The organism is Paenibacillus sp. DS2015 (assembly GCF_050433705.1).
Lineage (GTDB): Bacteria > Bacillota > Bacilli > Paenibacillales > Paenibacillaceae > Paenibacillus_AQ.
On the sequence record NZ_JBNPWS010000009.1, the window covers coordinates 23,882 to 42,712 of the forward strand.

The window sequence follows — 18,831 nt, forward strand, 5'->3', positions numbered from 1 at the left end:
TAAGAATTTATATGTTGTACATAATAAATGATCCTTATATTTTTACGAGAAACGGATGCCGTCCCTTGAAAGGACGGCGCAGCCGTTTCTTCTCAATATGATTACAGAATGAACAACTCTTTGATATCAAACTCATAGGAATCATATATATAACGCCAATTATTCGTAGATGGATCGTAGTGATAGTCTTGTTTCCAGCATCCGATATGAGCGATGATCGAGCGGATGGCAGCTACAATTTCGTATATTTCAGCATTCGTCATGATGGGGTGCATCGATATTCGGACCCACCCAGGCTTATGTGTAAAGTCACCTTCATTGAGTTGGTCTGTGATCTGATGAGAGGTGTTTTTATTAATGTTGAGTAAGTAATGTCCATAAGGTCCGGCACAGGAGCACCCACCACGAGCCTGAATGCCGAAGCGGTCACTGAAGAGCTTCACCATTAAGTTGTAATGGATATCTTGAACTATGAAAGATACGATTCCGAGTCGATCTTTCGATTCACCCCCTAGTATAAATACCTCAGGGATCCCTGTTAATTCCTCCATCAATAGGGTGGCTAGTTCATGCTCCCGTTGGATAAGCTGGCTGATGCCCATATCTTCCTTCAATTGAATACACAGCGCTGCTCGTATTGTCTGTAGGAAACCGGGTGTCCCACCATCTTCACGTGTCTCTATATCGGAGAGGTAATGATGTTTCCCCCAAGCATTACTCCACAGCACCGTTCCACCACCAGGATGATCAGGAACACGATTGGTATAGAGTCGTGAATCAAAGATCACGATCCCACTGCTCCCAGGACCCCCAATAAATTTATGCGGGGAGAAGAAAATACCATCTAATTTCTCCATAGCAGAAGGAGGGTGCATGTTAATATCCACATAAGGAGCGCTCGCAGAGAAATCAACAAAGCATATCCCACCGTGCTCATGCATGATCCGTGCTAACTGATGGTAAGGGGTCTGGAATCCTGTGACGTTGGAACAGGCGGTAAAAGATCCAATCTTGCATGAACGATGCTTATATTGTGATAGGGATTGCTCTAACTGATGAGGATCAATTTCACCGTTCTTTCCTGGATCTATACAGACTACATCTCCAATCGTTTCATACCAAGTTAGATGATTCGAATGATGTTCCATATGGCTAATAAAGATAACAGGACGGCTCTCTTCTGTTACGGTCGTGTGTTCTTGGATCCATTGAGGTATTTTTAGTCCTAGAATACGTTGAAGTTTATTAATAGCATCTGTCATTCCTGAACCCGTCATAATCAGAACATCCTGTGGACTCGCGTTAACATGACGTTTAATCCGATCCCGAGCTTCCTTATATGACCTGGTCATGGTCATGCCCGTTATATTATCTTCTGTATGTGTATTAGCTACGAAGGGACCAAATCGATGAGAAAGGGCCCATTCAATAGGTTCATATAGACGCCCACTGGCTGCATAATCCGCATAAATGATCTTTTTTCTACCGTATGGGGTCTGATAATAACAGCGATTTCCGATCGTATGGTTACGAAAGGGTTGGAAATATTGTTCTAATAAGGATGAACGAGGATGATCTGAATGATCAGTAGGTTGGTCAGTAGGTTGTATGTTGAGCAAGAAGCATTCCTCCAGCGGTAATAGAATGAAGTTGATTCGATAAGTTCACATAGGTGGTCATTTCAGTATATGTAGCATCTTGGATTTGGGTTAAAGCCTAGATGTGATTTATTTAGGGATGTGCGAAAAAACGTATTGAAATGTGCAGCTCACTTGAGTTAAACTAAGGGCGTCAACAAAATGTTAACGTGAACATTATGGATGTGCATACAGCTATAATGTTGATTTGTTCAGTACTAATTATAACGTTGGGCCAAATCGGAGAAAGAGATGGTGAATGGAATGAAGGAATTTATGGGAAAAGACTTTTTATTAACTACAGTTATTGCTGTAGATCTATATGAGAACTATGCTAAGGACATGCCGATTATCGACTATCATTGCCACTTGAACCCACAAGAAATACTTGAGAACAAGAAGTTCAAGAATATTACGGAAGCCTGGTTGTACGGTGACCATTATAAATGGAGAGTGATGAGAGCTAACGGTATTCCCGAACAATATGTAACGGGAGATGCTAGTGATTACGATAAATTTATGGCGTGGGCAAGAACGGTGCCTATGATTATAGGGAATCCGCTGTACAATTGGACACATTTAGAGTTACAGCGGTTTTTCGGTATCTATGATGTGTTTAATGAGACGAGTGCACCAGCGATCTGGGATAAGGTGAATGCTCAATTGACAGGCGAAGGATTTGGAGCTAGAGATCTAATTACGAAATCCAATGTGACTGTGGTATGCACAACAGATGATCCTGCCGATTCTTTAGAGTATCATAAGCAAATTCAGCAACTTAAGGATTTTAATGTAAGCGTTCTACCTAGCTTCAGACCTGATAAAGGCCTCGAGATTACAAGAGAAGGTTATCTACCTTGGATAAGTCGCTTATCTGAAACTATGGGTTCGTCTATCACCACCTATGATGAGCTATTACTAGCGTTAGAATCACGTGTTAGATTCTTTCATGCTATTGGAGGGCGCGTGTCCGATCACGCGATCGATACCATGATGCACGAAGAGTCTACCCTGGAAGAGGCAGCTGATGTTTTTGCTAAAGCCTTAAAGGGTGAGGCGATATCGCTTACAGACGAGAAGAAATACAAAACATACACGCTTACGTTCCTAGGCAAGTTATATTCAGAACTGGATTGGACGATGCAGCTACACATTAACGCACTGAGAAACAATAACACCCGGATGTTTAATCAGTTGGGGCCAGACACGGGCTATGATTCTATGAATGATAATGAAATTTCTAAGCCGCTGGTGAAATTGTTAGATGGATTAGATAAAGAAGGATGCCTACCTAAGACGATTCTGTACTCCCTTAATCCTAAAGATAATATTGTTCTCGCAGGTATCATAGGAAGCTTCCAAGGTGGCGGTGTAGCAGGTAAAATGCAGTTCGGTACGGCTTGGTGGTTCAACGATAACAAAGATGGCATGCTTGAACAGATGAAGGTCTTATCCAATTTGGGTGTGTTTAGCCAGTTCATTGGGATGCTTACAGACTCCAGAAGCTTCTTATCTTATACTCGACATGAGTATTTCAGAAGATTGGTGTGTCGCTTGATTGGGGAATGGGTGGAAGAGGGAGAGGTACCAAATGATCCTGAGTTTCTAGGTGGTCTAGTCAAAGGGATCTGCTACGATAACGCCAAGCAATATTTCAACTTCCCTAACGTTGTATCCTGATTCAATAGAGTAATGAACAATAACCAAACCTAAGGTGGCAGAGTAGGACTAGGGGGAGCTATGGGTACAGAGGCTCTTGTGTTATTCTTAATGAAAAGCCAGCTGATGTAGGCGACGATAAGGATGGTAAGAACATGTCAGCCACAATTAAAGATATTGCGAAATTGGCTAACGTCTCTCATACAACGGTGTCTCGTGCACTTAACAATAGTCCACTAATTAAAGAGGCTACCAAGCGAAAAATTATGAACCTCGCAGCTCAGTTGAATTATACACCTGACTACAATGCAAGAAGTCTAGTGATGCAGAAATCGTATACCGTAGGTGTATTCTTCACCAGTATGACGACAGGAACATCATCAAGCTTCTTCTCAGACGTGATTCGTGGTGTGAATAGCGTAATTAGCGAGAATTATAACTTATTCGTAAGAGGGATTGATGACTACAAGGATTACTTGTCTATTAACAAGAAGAGATTCGACGGCATCATCTTAATGAGTCAAAGTGATGTGGACAATGCCTTTATTTATCACGTGTTACAGAGTGGAATTCCATTTGTTGTGTTAAATCGTCAGGTGGAAGAACGTTCGGTTGTTAATATTGTGCCGAATGATAAAGAAGGGGCCTACAAGGCAGTAGAGTATATCATTGCTCAGGGGCATGAACGGATAGCTATTATCGAGGGTATGGAAGGATTCAAGTCTACTCAGGAACGTAAGGATGGCTACTTGAAGGCATTGATTCAGCATGAAATCCCGATTCGAGAGCAGTATTTTCTACAAGGGAGTTATGATATGGACAGTGGCTACAAGGCCATGGAACGCATTATGGAACTAACGTTACGACCTACAGCCGTATTCTGTTCTAATGATGATATGGCGATCGGGGCGATGAGGGCAGCATTTGATCATGGTATATCGATTCCACATGAGTTATCCATCGTTGGGTTTGATGACATTGGATTTGCGCATTTTACAACTCCAGCTCTAACGACTGTGAAGCGACCCATTGAACAAATAAGTATCGAAGGTGCACACCAAATTTTGCAAATCATCAAGACGCCAGATCATCCCGTTGAGAAAATATTCGTCGACACCAAGCTTATGATTAGAGATTCTGTTTGTAAAATATAAACGGCTAGGTGCAGCCCTCAGAAATAGAATGTTATTTCTAAGTACTGCACTAATTTTTCAACAATATTGTGAATAACATCACAATATATGTTGATAGAATGAATTATTGTTAACGTGTGCATTAATTTGAAATCACAACTTGAAGATGGAGGGAATTGTCATGCAATCCTTAAATAAAGGTGCACGGAATACTAGGGTTACGCCCCCAGAGAAAGTGCTTCAATTTGGCGAGGGTAATTTTCTTAGAGCGTTCGTTGATTGGATGATTCATGAAATGAACCGTAAGAGCGGATTTAACGGAAGTGTTGTTGTGGTACAACCACTAGAGCAGGGAATGATCGATAAATTAAATGAACAGGATGGGCTGTACACGTTGTATTTACAAGGCATGAAGGATGGCGTAGCGGTGAAAGAACATGCGGTGATGGATAGCATTAGTCGAGGGATTAATCCATACCGTGATCATGATGATTATATGGCACTTGCCGCTAGCCCCGATCTGAGGTTTGTCGTCTCCAATACGACAGAAGCGGGGATTGCTTATGATGCTAATGATCGGCTTGATGATAAGCCGCAGACCAGTTTCCCAGGCAAATTGACTGCCTTTCTATATCGCCGATTCCAAGCTATGGAAGGGCGAGTGGATAAAGGACTAATTATTATTCCATGTGAGTTGATTGATCGCAATGGAGAGAAGTTGAAGAGGATCGTTCTTCAATATGCAGAGTTGTGGAAGCTGGAGCCAGCATTCGTAAGCTGGATTGAGGAAGCCAACACTTTCTGCTGTAGTTTAGTAGATCGTATTGTCCCAGGATATCCGAGAGATTCGATCCCTGAAATGACAGCAGAATTAGGATATGAGGACGGACTCATTGTGGTTGGTGAACAATATCATCTATGGGTAATCGAAGGACCGCAATGGATTAAGGAAGAATTTCCAGCCGAAGTGGCAGGTCTTAATGTACTTGTAGTCGACGATATGACACCTTATAGAACACGGAAGGTGGCTATTCTGAATGGTGCTCATACGGCACTCATGCCTGTAGCTTATCTGTATGGATTGGAAACAGTAGGAGAAGCCATTGATCACGAGGTGGTTGGGGGTTATGTTAGGGAACTACTCTCGAATGAGATTATACCCACACTAGACTTACCACAGGAGGAGCTACATTCTTTCGCTAAGGATGTTGTTGAACGGTTCAGGAATCCTTTTGTTCAGCATTATCTAATGAGTATCTCACTCAACTCCATATCCAAATTCAAGACAAGAGATCTTCCTTCCCTGCTGCAATATACGGAATCCCAAGGTCGGTTGCCTAAGAAGCTTGTCTTCTCACTAAGTGCATTGATTGCCTTCTATAGTGGGCGAAGAGGGAAAGACGAAATGATCCAACTGACCGACGATGCAGATATTCTGGAATGGTTCGCTTCCTTGTGGAACGACTGTGACGGTACAGATGATGGTCTGCATGGGCTGGTTACGGATGTACTGGCAGCATCTCATCATTGGGGCTGTAATCTGAATGAAGTGGCTGGACTTACGGACAAGGTTACTGAAGGTTTAATTGCGATCGAGAAGGCGGGGATGAAGTTAGCTCTGCAACTTGTCATGTAATAGTCTGTACACCCTTAAGATTATGATTGTGGAGGTATACAAGGAGGACGAAGATCATGAAAGAGATACTGCAAATTAATGAAGTCGATAATGTGGCTGTGGCACTCAAAGATTATAGCGTGGGTGACACAATCGTGATCGGTATGAAGGAAATTGCAATAACGGAGGCCATTGCTAGAGGTCATAAAATTGCACTGAACCTTATTAACGAGGGGGAACATGTATTGAAATACGGTTACCCGATCGGTCACGCAATAGCGCCTATCGCGCCGGGTCAATGGGTGCATACACATAACACCAAGACCAATCTGACAGGGGTAGAGGAGTACAGCTTCGAACAGAAGCTGACAGCGAATCCTTTTTCTATGGAGAATCTGACCTTCAAAGGTTATAGACGTAAGGATGGAGCTGTAGGAATTCGCAACGAGTTGTGGATTGTTCCAACGGTCGGTTGTGTAAATGGTGTGGCTGAGCAAATCATTAACACCTTCAGAGCTGAGATCGGAGATATTGCGCCATTCGATAATCTGCTAGTGCTGAAGCACAGCTATGGCTGCTCCCAATTAGGGGATGATCATTCTAATACCCGTACGATTCTAGGCAATGCTGTGAAGCATCCTAATGCGGGCGGTGTGCTTGTGCTCGGACTGGGTTGTGAGAACAACAATATGCAGGAATTTAAAGAGTCGCTCGGATGTTACGATGAGAATCGTGTGAAGTTCCTAGTATCCCAAGAAGTGAATAACGAGGTTGAAGAGGGTGTGAAGCTCCTGAAGGAGATTTACAATCATGTACAGGATGATCATCGTGTAGAGGTGGCCCTATCTGAGCTAAAAATAGGTCTGAAGTGTGGTGGATCCGATGGTCTGTCGGGGATTACAGCTAATCCACTTTTGGGACGCCTGTCGGATTACATGGCCGCTCAGGGCGGTACAACAGTCCTCACAGAAGTACCAGAAATGTTCGGCGCAGAGAAGATTCTGATGGAGCGAGCAGCAAACGAGGTTGTTTTCCACAAGATCGTCGATCTGATTAATGATTTCAAACAATACTTTCTGGATCACAAACAACCGGTATACGAGAATCCTTCTCCAGGTAATAAAGCTGGCGGAATCACTACATTGGAGGATAAGTCACTGGGTTGTACACAGAAATCTGGTACCTCCATCGTTATGGATGTATTGAAATATGGGGAGTCTATTAGCCACAAAGGGTTAAATTTGCTCAATGCGCCGGGCAATGACCTGGTAGCCTCCTCCGCACTTGCGGCAGCAGGGTGCCAACTGGTCATCTTCACTACGGGGCGGGGAACTCCTTTTGGCACCTTCGTGCCAACCATGAAGGTGTCCACAAATTCTCCTCTGTATGAAGCTAAACGTCACTGGATCGATTACAATGCGGGTGTGCTGGTAGAGGATGGCTCGGCGGATGAGGTGCTACGCGATTTTATTAACTACATTATTCATGTTGCGAGTGGTGAACCTGTCAATAATGAGAAGAATAATTTCCGTGAAATTGCGATATTTAAGACAGGTGTAACGCTATAATAAGCCAGTGTCCATTCGAATAAATCAGAATAAGAGGCTGTCTCTCGCTTGAACTGCACCTCCAATGGTTAGTCGCGTCTAACCATTAGGTGTAGCTCAGGAAGGGATAGTCTTTTTGCTATGGAAAATAATGATGTGATGCCTTGAAGTTAGGTGTGAGTATTTTTGAATTTGTGTGGTCGAAGGCATCTTTTATTGTTTGTGATTGGAATCACAATCCTCTGATAGTCTCCATGATAATCTGAGTTTGAGAAGAGTTCTCAATAAAGGAGAAGAGGCACATGGAAAAGGTGCTAAAGATGGAAGAATCGATATATGAATGGGTGAATCGATATCCAGAGGTCATCGACATTATGGTTGAACTGGGATTTTGCGATATTGTCAAACCGGGTATGTTGCAGACTGCAGGTCGATTCATGACCTTGTCTAAAGGAATTAAGTTGAAAAAAATGGACATCGACACCGTTAAGCTGACTTTTCAGCACTATGGGTTCAAGGTTCTAGAATAGATCATCTTATTTAACTAGGATTCGATAAGGAGAGGATACGAATGAGCGAACTAATTAACAATCGTGAAGTGGATGTACCGGAGCAAACCCGCCGTCAAGCCATGCTTAAGGAGATCATCAAAGAGCTACATGCAGGTAAGAGTGTGGAGGAAGTCAAAGCGCGCTTCGCCGAAGCCGTCGGTGACGTTACGGTGGCGGAGATTTCAGCTATGGAGCATTCGCTGATGACGGAAGAGGGCATACCGGTATCTGAGGTGCAGCGTTTGTGCTCGGTGCATACGGCGATATTCAAAGGATCAATTGAACAAATTCATCGCTCTTCTAAACCGGAGGAGCAACCGGGGCACCCTGTGCATACATTCAAGCTGGAGAACCGTGAAATTGAACGGTTGATAAATTTCCGCCTAGAATTACATGTGGGTAAATTCCAGAAAAATGACAGTGAAGAAATGATCTTTAAGTTATTGGAGGATTTAAACCTACTGTTGGATCTCGATAAGCACTACAGTCGGAAAGAAAATCTATTGTTTCCATACCTCGAGAAATACGGGATTTTCGGACCTACCAAGGTGATGTGGGGCGTTGACGATGGGATCCGTGGCATGATTAAAGAAGCCAAGGTACTTCTTAGTCAATATAATGGGGACAAAATAGAGATTGGCGAACGACTTACGCATATGATTAAGGAAGTCAACGAGATGATTTTTAAAGAGGAAAATATTCTAATGCCGATGGCACTAGAGAAGCTAACCGAGGACGAATGGGTCAAGATTGCGCGGGAGAGTGACGAGATTGGTTTCTGTCTGACATCGCCAGAACAGGAATGGATACCGGAGCGGGCAGCAGATCCAGAAGATACCGTACAGCAGCAAGAAGGAGAAGGAACTGCACCGCAAGGGTTTATCCGCTTTGAGACAGGGCTATTATCGTTACACCAGTTGGAGACGGTGCTGAATCATTTGCCTGTGGATCTGACGTTTATTGATGAGAACGACGTTGTTCGTTATTTCTCTCACGGGAAGGAACGTATATTTGCTAGAACTAAAGCTGTCATTGGTCGTACGGTGCAGAACTGCCATCCACCACAAAGCGTACATGTGGTAGAGAAGCTACTGGAGGATTTCAAAGCGGGCCGCAAGGATGCTGAGGACTTCTGGATTGCGATAAAAGATAAATTTATCTATATTCGTTATTTCGCCGTCCGTGATGAGGCAGGCCAATATATGGGCACACTTGAGTTTACACAAAATATCGCTCCAATCCGCGCAATTGAGGGACAAAAACGTATACTGTCCGAATAGCCATATAGAAGGAAGAAGGAATCTTGCCGAGTCTTGCCTATGATGCACTCATCCTCACTTAAGCAAAGAGATAAATAGATGTCATGATAAGTTAATTGTTCGGGAAAAATAGCCCTTTCAAAACATACAGGAGCGAGTTCTCCATTTGTATGCTTGAGAGGGCTTCTTTGATTTTTGAGTCACTGCACTTTTAGATGGGAAAATTACTTTTGCGATATTGCTCTACTGTGGAATTCAGTTTGTATTTGTTCTGCTCTAAGATGTCCATGAAAGCTTGGAGTTTCTGCAAATATGGACTTTCTACGAGTTATTTAATTATTTCTGAAAAATAATCCCCATCCCAGGGCTCCGATGACGGTAATCATTAGGCTTATCCAAGGCTCCACGCTAAAGCTAGGGAGAGCGCTGCTGAATGTAAACCCAACAAACATCACAATAAGCAGAATGACTACGTATATGCCCATCCCCTTAAGTGTTAATTTAGGTTTAGAAGGGTAAGGGTTGTCCTGCTCTTCTTCTGTCTGAGAATTCAATAATTTAGTGACAGATTCAACAAGTAGGATGGAACCCCCAGCGACAATAATAAGCGTTAGAACGCTGATCTGAGTAATATTATCGGTAGATTGACCGAGCGATTGTGCCGTGAATCCAATAATTGTCTCAATGAAGAAGAATAATGTCAGAGCGATCCAAGGGATCATGACATAATATCGTATTCCTGACGTCGTTTTCTTCTTGGGCATATTCTTTACCTTCAGGCTGCTATATTCTTCTGGATCAGGCCCAAACAGCTGTGTCGCACTCTTACCTTGGGATTGAGCTTCTAATAATTGGTGTGCTAAATCCAGCAGTAATTGTTCACTGGGAAAACGTGCAGCGCCGCTATCTCTAAAGTAAACGACGATATCCTCGTAATAGTCTTTGTTAGCTGGTGTCATTTGTTCTCTTAGACGATTATTTTCTTTAATCATAGCTTTAATGTTCATAGGTGATAACTCCTTCTAGATTAAGTATAGGAACAGCTCACTAGCAATGCAAGTCGCTGCAGATGAATAAATCAGGGTGTACCTTACCAGAATATAATACGATACGACTACCATAAACGAAAAAGGAGTGAACTTGTATGGATAAGAATCCAGATCGTACGTATTTGTCACAAGAGGGGATTACGGCGTTGTCCAATACGGAAGTGCTGGCAAATGAACTGGTAACAGAGAATGAAGCCCATGTTCAATCTTCTATATGGGAGAACTCTAATGAATTTCATCTGATGTCTGATTGGGAAGGGAGACAGGAGACGTTTCATATGTTCCTCCAAAGCTACGATTAATGATGGCTTCGTAAATTTATTGACATTCCTCTAGGGACGATGTTAAAATAAATCCATAATTCATATTAAACTTATCGGATTTATATAATATAAAGAAACGTCCTATAAAGTAAGGGGGAATGGTGCATGGAAAGGCACATTATTATCCGGCACAATGAAGAAGAATTGACAGCTAATATTCATTATCCATCTTCGTCTGTTAAACGAGAAGGGCGCAGTAAAGATCGGATACCTTTAGTGGTTATATGTCATGGGTTTGTCGGTAGCCGGGTCGGTGTGAATCGTCTATTCGTTAATGCGGCGCGTGAGTTAGCAGAAGAGGGGTACATGGTTGTTCGCTTCGACTATGTTGGATGTGGAGAAAGCACGGGGGATTATGGACGGGAAGGGCTTGAATCGATGATCAATCAGACCCGGACTGTACTAGACTATGCGCTTACCTGCGCTGATGTTGATCCTACTCGGGTTACTCTCATTGGGCATAGCCTTGGAGGGGCAGTTGCTATCCTGACTGCAGGACGTGATCAAAGAGTTAAGAATCTGGTGCTGTGGGCATCCGTTGGTTATCCATTTAATGATATTGTCAAAATCATAGGCAAAGACGTATATGAGACATCTATCAAAACAGGATTCTCCGATTATTTGGGCTATGAATTCACACCAACGTTCTTTGAATCCCTAGCACCGTTTCAACCCTTTCAGCAAGCAGGGAAGTTTACTGGAGATGTTCTATTGATTCACGGAACTGGGGATGAATCTATTCCGGTGGACTACACTTTTCTGTACCAGAAAGTATTCTGGTTGCGGCCTGAAGGGCGCTGTGATAAAGAGGTTATTTTCCAAGCGGATCATACATTCTCTTCCGGTGCTCACCGTAAACAGCTGTTACATCGGACCAAGGAATGGCTTAACCAACAGGAGAATATTCAACAAGACTGGCAGCATTGGATGATCTAGTGATGAGGGTAAGAGAATATTGGTAAAAAACCTTCATACACGGTAAAATATAAATAGCAACGTATACTGGCGTATGGAGGTTGACAGCAATGACATTACCTTCTTTATTTGTGGCACACGGCTCACCAATGCTCGCCTTAGAGGACCATGAGTATACAAGATTTCTAGAGAAATTAGGCCGGGATTTAAAGAAACCGAAGGCGATCATTGTCTTCTCAGCGCATTGGGACAGTCCTGATCAGTCGGGTACTGTAGATGAATCACATGACACGATGCATGATTTCTATGGGTTTTCTGATGAGATGTATAAACTCACTTATCCTGCCCAAGGTAGCGCTGAAATCAGTCATCGCATTGATGAATTATTCCAGGCGAACAATCTGCATTACGTTCCGGTAAAGGGACGTGGACTTGATCATGGTGTCTGGGTCATCCTTCAGAAGATGTTTCCAGACGCAGATATTCCCGTGGTAGAGCTTTCTGTAGATTCCCGCCGATCACCGAAGGAGCAATATGCAATCGGTGCAATGTTGTCAGAACTCCGTAAAGAAGATGTGTTAATCATAGGTAGCGGTGGACTTGTCCACAATCTACGTATGGTGAATGGTCAGGCAACTGAGCCGGATGCATGGGCTATGCAGTTCGATGATTGGATTGCGGAGCAACTGGAGGCTTGGGATTTGTTACCACTGTTTGATTATGGTCAGAAGGCGCCACATGTAGATCAGGCCGTTCCGCATTATGCGATAGAACACTTAGTTCCCCTATTCTATGCCATGGGAGCCGCAGATGATCAACGACATGCGAAGCGACTCATTCAAGAATATCAGTACGGTAATCTGAGTCTGAACTGCTGGATGTTTGGTGCAAACGGACCAGATTGATAATCGTAGCGATCACCCTGATGAACTGAAATTAAATTTGTCACAAGAAATAAAGAGGGTATCCCAGCCATGATATGGCTGGGATACCCTCCTTTTAATAGATGTGCTACTTAAGGATATGTTATACAGTAGCCTTCGTATTTATTCTTGCATTAGGCTTAGTTGTCATAGTGGGTGTTTTATCTTTTCTGTGAAACAAACTACGTACATAAGGCATTACCCAATGATCAAGTCCGATGCGGCCTGCATTGGCAGCAGCTACGACGATGAATACTTCAAGTATAAGCAATTGTGCGTTGGTGCTTACAGTTCCCGAGAAAAGGAAGGCTGCGTTCATTACAATGGCCATAAGTGCTGCGAAAGTAGTAAATGTACCTAGAATGAGTCCAAGTCCTACTAGCGTCTCACCTAATGGAACAAGAACGTTGAAGAATTTGACACCTGGTAGTGCGGCATGTTCTAAGAATGTTGCCCACCAGCCTTGAACGCTTGGGTGATCTCCAGTACTGTTGGCAATAGCTCCTTGAATGAATCCAGCTGCATTAAATCCACCACTGCTTAATTTACCCCAGCCTGCTGTGAACCACTGATACCCTACATATACACGAATGACGGTTAGAATCCACATAGCCATTTTATTATTTCTTAGCCAATTGTTAAACATAATATCCACTCCTAAGTATATTTTTGTTTGTTCTAAGTTTGTTTGTTGCGATGATCGTCTTTGATGTCTTTATTATATGTGAATAATTTCACATGATGTGTGATATTAATCACAATTTTAGATAAATTTTAAAATAAATTTTGAAGTATATTGAAATCGGCTTTCCCTAGTGTCTATTACTAAGGAAATAATACAAGAATTTACGCTCGAACAAGCTATTCAGTGATCTTTAAGGCAGCTTTCACAGACAAGTAGAACCTTTTATGATTATAATGGAATGACGAAGAAGATATTGGCAATATGAGAGGAGCTGCAACCTTATCATGAATCCACCTAAATTTTCGCGCCTTATGGGCGGAATGCTGGCATTATTACTACTCTCTTCCTGTAATAACGATGACACCCAGAAGGCAGAAATTGTAACACCTGTGGATGTTCCAACAATTACAGAAGAACAAACTCCAGAACCATTAGAGGTCGCAAGTCTACTATACACGGCCCCGCTTACAGGACTTCCTGTTGAATTGGTCTCAACGCTGAGACCAATTGCTGTAATGGTTAATAATGCGCCACAAGCTAGACCTCAATCAGGACTGACACAAGCAGATATCGTATACGAGGTGCTGGCAGAGGGTGGGGTAACACGCTTTGTGGCTATTTACCAGAGCCATAATGAGGTTGTTACAGTAGGACCCGTAAGAAGTATAAGACCTTATTTAATTGAACTAGGTGAGAGTTATAATGGATTGTTAGTACATGCTGGGGGGAGTCAAGCTGCCTATTCAATCATACAAAAGCAGGGCAAAGAAGATCTTGATGAGATTGGAAATGCGGGGGCTTCTTTTTGGAGAGATAAGAGCCGGAAAGCACCTCACAATTTGTATACCGATGTGGAGAAGTTACGTGCAGGTGCGGACAAGCTGAAGTATAAGACGGAAGTAACCATACCCAGTTATCCTTTCCGTACGAATGATGAACTTATATCGGGTGAGAACGCGAATAAGATCGATATTAGCTTTCTACTTAAAGGATACAAAGTCTCATATCAATATGACACGGCCTCACAAATGTACAAGCGTTCCATTAATGACAGTCCACACATTGATCTTAACAACAATGAGCAGCTACAGGCTGCGAACGTGATCGTTATGGGAGCGGATCATAAAGTGCTGGATGATGTAGGTAGACTTTCTGTTGATTTGGAATCAGGTGGAGAAGCGATGTTGTTCCAACGAGGCGTGATGATTAAAGGGAATTGGATTCATAAAGCTGATGATGTCATTAGATTTGTGAAGGATGGAATTGAGGTCCCTTTCGTACCTGGTACTACTTATATAAACATTGTCCCTAATGAACCTACTTTTGATAGTCACGTAACCGTGACGAATGCTGAATAAAAACGAGCTAAACGTGGCAATCTAAAGGTAACAATTGGGTGAATTCGCTGTAATTAGGTGATTATTAAAAAGGTTCGCGAACTTTGTAAAAAAAGATCGGAACCGCCTTTAAAAAGAGCTGTTGGATATGGTAAGATAACTTGGGTTGTCATTTGTTTGTTTAGCTTTTCGTTCACGGCAATATTCTGCAAAGGGGTAATCGTAATGAAGTTTAAGAAGAAGGACATATTTTTCGAAACATTGGAGAGTATGGCAGATACGATTGTACAAGCCGCTGATTATTTCGCTCAGCAAGTTTCAAATCTTCAAGATATAAATGTTTTTGCTGATGGAATGAAAAAGTATGAGACTCAGTGTGATGAATATACACACACGATCATTAAGGAGCTCAACAAAACGTTTATTACTCCGATCGACCGTGATGACATTATGGACCTGACGACGAGTATGGATGATGTTATGGATGGTCTGGAAGCTACTGCTTCTCGATTCTATATGTATAATCATCTCAATCCGGATGAGTATGTTGTACAATTTGCGGAGATATTGCGTCAATCAGCTTATGTTATTCAGAAGTCAATCAATCTGTTATCTCAGAAGAAACTTCTTCAAATTCGTGAACATACGATTCGCCTTAATGACCTTGAGAATCAAGGTGATGATTTGCTTCGAATTTGTGTGAAGAACTTATTCGATACTGTGAGTGATCCTATTGAACTGATTAAGAAAAAAGAGATTTATGAACGCCTTGAACAAACCACAGATACGTGTGAAGATGTAGCCAATATGCTGGAATCAATTATCATGAGTAACTCTTAAGGAGTCAATTTAACATGGATACGTCATTTTTTATATTAGCCATTGTCATTTTTCTTGCTTTAGCATTTGATTTCATTAATGGCTTTCATGATACAGCGAATGCCATTGCAACATCTGTATCTACACGGGCACTAAAACCGCGAGTTGCTATTATTATGGCAGCATGTATGAATTTTCTGGGAGCTATTCTGTTTACTGGGGTTGCCAAAACCATTGGGGGCAGTATTGCTGATCCAGCAACACTAGATAACGGAATGGAAATCGTAATTGCGACTCTATTAGCTGCGATTATCTGGAACCTAGTGACTTGGTGGTTCGGTATTCCATCATCCTCTTCACACGCGTTAATCGGTGCTTTGGCGGGGGCAGTACTAGTCGGTGCAGGATCGGATCACGTGAAATGGGAAGGATTTATTAGTATCGTTAAAGTACTGATCTTCTCCCCATTAATCGCATTTGCTATTGGTTATATTGTCATGACCGTTTTGAAATGGATCTTTGCCAAAAAAAGCCCACATACGGTGAACAAAGGTTTCCGTTCAATGCAAATTGTTACGGCCGCGTTCCAATCTTTCACACATGGAACAAATGACGCACAGAAATCGATGGGAATTATTACATTTGCTCTGGTTGCATCAGGACAATTAGAGTCGCTAGAGGTTCCACTTTGGGTTAAGCTCTCTTGTGCTACAGCTATGGCGCTTGGTACCTCCATTGGTGGGTGGAAAATTATTAAAACGATGGGAACTAAAATTTTCAAGATTGAACCGATTAATGGCTTCGCAGCTGATATGACGGGCGCTTCAGTTATATTAACAGCAACGGTTCTTCATATGCCTGTAAGCTCAACACATGCCATTACATCAGCTCTCTTGGGTGTTGGTAGTGCGAAACGTTTCTCTGAGGTGAAATGGTCACTTGCTGGGCGAATCATCGTTACATGGTTTATTACCATACCAATTGCAGCTGTGCTTTCAGGGCTATTATTTAAAATCTTATTTTAACAACAACCATATATATATAGATAATGGGGATAGAGTGGGCCAATCGCTGAAGGTTGGCTTTTTTTGTTTCATTTTGTATGATGAATAGAAGTGATATAAAGAGAGAAGGACAGTTTATGATTAGGACACTTGCCATTACTCATTCACACGATATCAAGGTTGGAATTCCATTGGATGAGATCCAAATGAGTGATTATGCTTGGTTGTGGGTAGATTTCAATGCTCCAACAACGGAAGAATCACTATTACTGGATACTCATTTCCATTTTCATCCGCTGGCAGTAGAAGATTGTATGTATGTGCTACAGCGGCCCAAGCTTGATTTCTATGGCGACCTACAGTTTCTTGTCTTACATGCGCTTAATCCTGATACGTTGCATGCAGAGGAAGTGGATTTATTCTTGGGTCCTGATCTATTGGTATCCTTCCATCAGAGAGAGCTTCCAGAGATCGATGAAGCATGGGCGCAAATTGTCCAGCATGCACATGATCGCAAAATATGGTCTCGTGGCCCCATAGCTTGCGCGTATACGATGATTGATATGATGGTGGATCGTTACTTCCCTAGCCTATATTCTATTGAGGATGAACTGGCAGAGCTTGAAAGCCAGGGGGGGAATGAATCTGTAGAAGAGTTAATGAGTCAAGTATTTAATCTGCGCGGGCGACTGCTGAAGTTACGTCGAACGATTGTACCGATGCGGGATCTTATGTATAGAATTATTAACTCGCAGCATGTCCAGAGCAGTGGTGAGCACAAGGTATATTTTGCAGATATTTATGACCATTTATTGAAGCTTACAGATATGATAGAAGCAGATCGTGAAATGACAGCGGACCTACGAGATAGCTACATATCCGTTAATTCGAATCGTATGAACGCGATTATGAAAACACTGACGGTAATTACGACGATCTTCATGCCACTAACGCTCATTGCTGGAATTTATGGAATGAACTTTGTGAATATGCCAGAGCTTCATTTTCAATATGGTTATGCAGCAGTCATGGCATTCATGTTCTTGTTAGGTGGAGGGATGGTCATGTGGTTCATACGCAGGGGCTGGTTCAAATAAAAGAGAGTGTAAGTGGTTCACTCTCTTTAAATGACAGCATTTTTCCTCAAATATGTGTTATTTACGTCGATTCTTATTAGAAATATTCTTTTTAGAAGTTTTCTTTTTAGAAGTTTTCTTTTTAGATGTATTGTTTCCTTTAGAAGTTCGACGTGAAGGCTTTTTCTTACTTTTGGGAGCCGATTTCTTGCGACGCCGCTTAGGAGGAACATAGAACATGCCATCTCCGTCCTCACTAGATGTTCCTTTCGTTGAACCCTTGCCAAAGGAGCCCATCACTAGCTTAACCATGGGAGCCATCTGCTGGACACCTGACATCACCTTCTGAAATTTACCCATTGAACTGACAATGCCGTCTATTCCTCCCATTCGATCGATAACACCTTTAAGCTCGCCTAGATTCGCTAGAGAGAAGCCAGTCTTAGCTGCGGTAGCAGCAGCCACAGGGGCAACTTCTACAACAGGGTTAATCCACTCGGCGGCGCCAAAGCCAGCACTAGGAGCGGGCAACCCTGCGGCACCTCCTTGAAAAGGAGTAAGGGCTGAAGATTCTACTTGCGGGATATTCCCGAAGGGACTAATGCCAGGATAAATGTATTGGGAGTCCAGTGAGGGTGTTGTGAATGGCTCGGACAGTGAACGTTTATTGCTCGGGGAACGATGATAGTAATGTTGAACCATGAATTATCACTTTCCTTTTTGTGTGGGTTTACTGTATATGTATGTGATAGGCAAACATAAGGTATGGACGAATGCCCGGTTATTCTTATGTAGGAAGGGGAATCGGGCACATGCCTAGAATAAAATTATAGTAAGAGGAATTGGGTCTATTTGGAGGATGCGGAATACATCTAATACTCCGTGATCGAGCATCTATGAATCGGTAATCATTCTATTCTGCACAGCGATAAACCGTTAATGCTTGAAAAGACTGCATTGAGTCGGGTACAATGAGATTACTTAGTAACAGTAGGGGATGATTAGCCAGTGCAATTAAAGAAACTTGATGATAAAAGTGTAGATCAATTGTTTGAAGCCATTTTGACTCTTAAAAATTTAGAAGAGTGTTATATATTTTTCGATGATCTGTGCACAGTGAATGAGATACAGTCACTTTCTCAGCGTCTAGAAGTAGCACGTATGCTAGGCAAGGGTTCGACATATAATCAAATAGAGGCAGAGACAGGGGCAAGTACTGCTACCATCTCACGAGTGAAACGTTGCTTGAACTATGGTAACGATGGGTACAAAATGTCGCTAGAGCGTCTAGGACGTTAA

18 protein-coding genes are annotated in these 18,831 nt (G+C 42.4%); 14 read left to right on the forward strand and 4 right to left on the reverse strand.

Annotated elements, in window-relative coordinates:
* Positions 1 to 101: 101 nt before the first annotated feature.
* Complete coding sequence (locus J2T13_RS10260; RefSeq protein ID WP_429371110.1) at positions 102 to 1,610, reverse strand: aminotransferase class V-fold PLP-dependent enzyme; 1,509 nt, start codon at positions 1,608 to 1,610, stop codon at positions 102 to 104.
* 291 nt (positions 1,611 to 1,901) lie between these two features.
* On the opposite strand from J2T13_RS10260, the gene uxaC reads away from it, so the two are divergent.
* The 6 genes from uxaC (at position 1,902) to J2T13_RS10290 (ending at position 9,422) form a co-directional block, all read left to right on the forward strand.
* On the forward strand, positions 1,902 to 3,317 hold the full coding sequence (gene uxaC, locus J2T13_RS10265; RefSeq protein WP_429371112.1) for a glucuronate isomerase: 1,416 nt from the start codon (positions 1,902 to 1,904) through the stop codon (positions 3,315 to 3,317).
* Positions 3,318 to 3,451: 134 nt separating this feature from the next.
* Positions 3,452 to 4,450 carry a LacI family DNA-binding transcriptional regulator gene (locus tag J2T13_RS10270; RefSeq protein ID WP_429370890.1) on the forward strand — a complete coding sequence of 333 codons (999 nt, stop codon included), beginning with the start codon at positions 3,452 to 3,454 and terminating at the stop codon, positions 4,448 to 4,450.
* A gap of 160 nt (positions 4,451 to 4,610) precedes the next feature.
* Positions 4,611 to 6,065, forward strand: a complete 1,455-nt coding sequence (locus tag J2T13_RS10275) for a tagaturonate reductase (protein ID WP_429370892.1) — start codon at positions 4,611 to 4,613, stop codon at positions 6,063 to 6,065.
* 56 nt (positions 6,066 to 6,121) lie between these two features.
* Positions 6,122 to 7,612 carry a UxaA family hydrolase gene (locus tag J2T13_RS10280; RefSeq protein WP_429370893.1) on the forward strand — a complete coding sequence of 497 codons (1,491 nt, stop codon included), beginning with the start codon at positions 6,122 to 6,124 and terminating at the stop codon, positions 7,610 to 7,612.
* A gap of 281 nt (positions 7,613 to 7,893) precedes the next feature.
* Positions 7,894 to 8,121 carry a DUF1858 domain-containing protein gene (locus tag J2T13_RS10285; RefSeq protein ID WP_429370895.1) on the forward strand — a complete coding sequence of 76 codons (228 nt, stop codon included), beginning with the start codon at positions 7,894 to 7,896 and terminating at the stop codon, positions 8,119 to 8,121.
* Between the two features lie 41 nt (positions 8,122 to 8,162).
* On the forward strand, positions 8,163 to 9,422 hold the full coding sequence (locus J2T13_RS10290) for a DUF438 domain-containing protein (protein WP_429370897.1): 1,260 nt from the start codon (positions 8,163 to 8,165) through the stop codon (positions 9,420 to 9,422).
* Positions 9,423 to 9,733: 311 nt separating this feature from the next.
* Here J2T13_RS10290 and J2T13_RS10295 read toward each other — a convergent pair whose 3' ends face one another.
* The gene (locus J2T13_RS10295) at positions 9,734 to 10,408 is read right to left on the reverse strand and encodes a DUF1129 family protein (RefSeq protein ID WP_429370899.1); all 675 of its coding nucleotides are present in this window, start codon (positions 10,406 to 10,408) and stop codon (positions 9,734 to 9,736) included.
* Between the two features lie 137 nt (positions 10,409 to 10,545).
* Between J2T13_RS10295 and J2T13_RS10300 the strand changes: the two genes are divergently transcribed.
* From J2T13_RS10300 to J2T13_RS10310, 3 genes are all read left to right on the forward strand, one after another.
* Entirely contained in the window at positions 10,546 to 10,752 is a 207-nt protein-coding gene (locus tag J2T13_RS10300; RefSeq protein ID WP_429370901.1) for a hypothetical protein, read from the forward strand.
* Between the two features lie 126 nt (positions 10,753 to 10,878).
* On the forward strand, positions 10,879 to 11,709 hold the full coding sequence (locus J2T13_RS10305; RefSeq protein ID WP_429370903.1) for an alpha/beta hydrolase: 831 nt from the start codon (positions 10,879 to 10,881) through the stop codon (positions 11,707 to 11,709).
* A gap of 89 nt (positions 11,710 to 11,798) precedes the next feature.
* A complete protein-coding gene (locus tag J2T13_RS10310; RefSeq protein ID WP_429370905.1) occupies positions 11,799 to 12,593 on the forward strand; it encodes a DODA-type extradiol aromatic ring-opening family dioxygenase in 795 nt (264 codons plus the stop codon).
* Between the two features lie 121 nt (positions 12,594 to 12,714).
* On the opposite strand, the gene J2T13_RS10315 is transcribed toward J2T13_RS10310, so the two are convergent.
* Complete coding sequence (locus J2T13_RS10315; protein WP_429370907.1) at positions 12,715 to 13,257, reverse strand: DoxX family protein; 543 nt, start codon at positions 13,255 to 13,257, stop codon at positions 12,715 to 12,717.
* 323 nt (positions 13,258 to 13,580) lie between these two features.
* Between J2T13_RS10315 and J2T13_RS10320 the strand changes: the two genes are divergently transcribed.
* From J2T13_RS10320 to corA, 4 genes are all read left to right on the forward strand, one after another.
* Complete coding sequence (locus J2T13_RS10320; protein ID WP_429370908.1) at positions 13,581 to 14,654, forward strand: DUF3048 domain-containing protein; 1,074 nt, start codon at positions 13,581 to 13,583, stop codon at positions 14,652 to 14,654.
* A gap of 204 nt (positions 14,655 to 14,858) precedes the next feature.
* Positions 14,859 to 15,473, forward strand: a complete 615-nt coding sequence (locus tag J2T13_RS10325; protein WP_429370910.1) for a DUF47 domain-containing protein — start codon at positions 14,859 to 14,861, stop codon at positions 15,471 to 15,473.
* Positions 15,474 to 15,487: 14 nt separating this feature from the next.
* Complete coding sequence (locus tag J2T13_RS10330; RefSeq protein ID WP_429370912.1) at positions 15,488 to 16,477, forward strand: inorganic phosphate transporter; 990 nt, start codon at positions 15,488 to 15,490, stop codon at positions 16,475 to 16,477.
* Between the two features lie 116 nt (positions 16,478 to 16,593).
* Positions 16,594 to 17,553: a magnesium/cobalt transporter CorA gene (gene corA / locus J2T13_RS10335; RefSeq protein WP_429370914.1), complete on the forward strand. Its 960-nt coding sequence runs from the start codon at positions 16,594 to 16,596 to the stop codon at positions 17,551 to 17,553.
* 57 nt (positions 17,554 to 17,610) lie between these two features.
* Here corA and J2T13_RS10340 read toward each other — a convergent pair whose 3' ends face one another.
* Positions 17,611 to 18,234, reverse strand: coding sequence for a tyrosine protein kinase (locus J2T13_RS10340; RefSeq protein ID WP_429370916.1), 624 nt, complete (start codon positions 18,232 to 18,234; stop codon positions 17,611 to 17,613).
* A 306-nt stretch (positions 18,235 to 18,540) separates the two neighbouring features.
* Between J2T13_RS10340 and J2T13_RS10345 the strand changes: the two genes are divergently transcribed.
* On the forward strand, positions 18,541 to 18,831 hold the full coding sequence (locus tag J2T13_RS10345) for a YerC/YecD family TrpR-related protein (RefSeq protein WP_429370917.1): 291 nt from the start codon (positions 18,541 to 18,543) through the stop codon (positions 18,829 to 18,831).

Excerpts from the sequence above, each read along its gene's own strand:
- J2T13_RS10310 (WP_429370905.1), top strand. The coding sequence starts at position 11,799 with ATGACATTACCTTCTTTATTTGTGGCACACGGCTCACCAATGCTCGCC.
- corA (WP_429370914.1), top strand. The coding sequence starts at position 16,594 with ATGATTAGGACACTTGCCATTACTCATTCACACGATATCAAGGTTGGA.
- J2T13_RS10330 (WP_429370912.1), top strand. The coding sequence starts at position 15,488 with ATGGATACGTCATTTTTTATATTAGCCATTGTCATTTTTCTTGCTTTA.
- J2T13_RS10275 (WP_429370892.1), top strand. The coding sequence starts at position 4,611 with ATGCAATCCTTAAATAAAGGTGCACGGAATACTAGGGTTACGCCCCCA.
- J2T13_RS10315 (WP_429370907.1), bottom strand. The coding sequence starts at position 13,257 with ATGTTTAACAATTGGCTAAGAAATAATAAAATGGCTATGTGGATTCTA.
- uxaC (WP_429371112.1), top strand. The coding sequence starts at position 1,902 with ATGAAGGAATTTATGGGAAAAGACTTTTTATTAACTACAGTTATTGCT.
- J2T13_RS10270 (WP_429370890.1), top strand. The coding sequence starts at position 3,452 with ATGTCAGCCACAATTAAAGATATTGCGAAATTGGCTAACGTCTCTCAT.
- J2T13_RS10295 (WP_429370899.1), bottom strand. The coding sequence starts at position 10,408 with ATGAACATTAAAGCTATGATTAAAGAAAATAATCGTCTAAGAGAACAA.
- J2T13_RS10305 (WP_429370903.1), top strand. The coding sequence starts at position 10,879 with ATGGAAAGGCACATTATTATCCGGCACAATGAAGAAGAATTGACAGCT.
- J2T13_RS10325 (WP_429370910.1), top strand. The coding sequence starts at position 14,859 with ATGAAGTTTAAGAAGAAGGACATATTTTTCGAAACATTGGAGAGTATG.
- J2T13_RS10340 (WP_429370916.1), bottom strand. The coding sequence starts at position 18,234 with ATGGTTCAACATTACTATCATCGTTCCCCGAGCAATAAACGTTCACTG.
- J2T13_RS10320 (WP_429370908.1), top strand. The coding sequence starts at position 13,581 with ATGAATCCACCTAAATTTTCGCGCCTTATGGGCGGAATGCTGGCATTA.
- J2T13_RS10285 (WP_429370895.1), top strand. The coding sequence starts at position 7,894 with ATGGAAAAGGTGCTAAAGATGGAAGAATCGATATATGAATGGGTGAAT.
- J2T13_RS10300 (WP_429370901.1), top strand. The coding sequence starts at position 10,546 with ATGGATAAGAATCCAGATCGTACGTATTTGTCACAAGAGGGGATTACG.
- J2T13_RS10280 (WP_429370893.1), top strand. The coding sequence starts at position 6,122 with ATGAAAGAGATACTGCAAATTAATGAAGTCGATAATGTGGCTGTGGCA.
- J2T13_RS10290 (WP_429370897.1), top strand. The coding sequence starts at position 8,163 with ATGAGCGAACTAATTAACAATCGTGAAGTGGATGTACCGGAGCAAACC.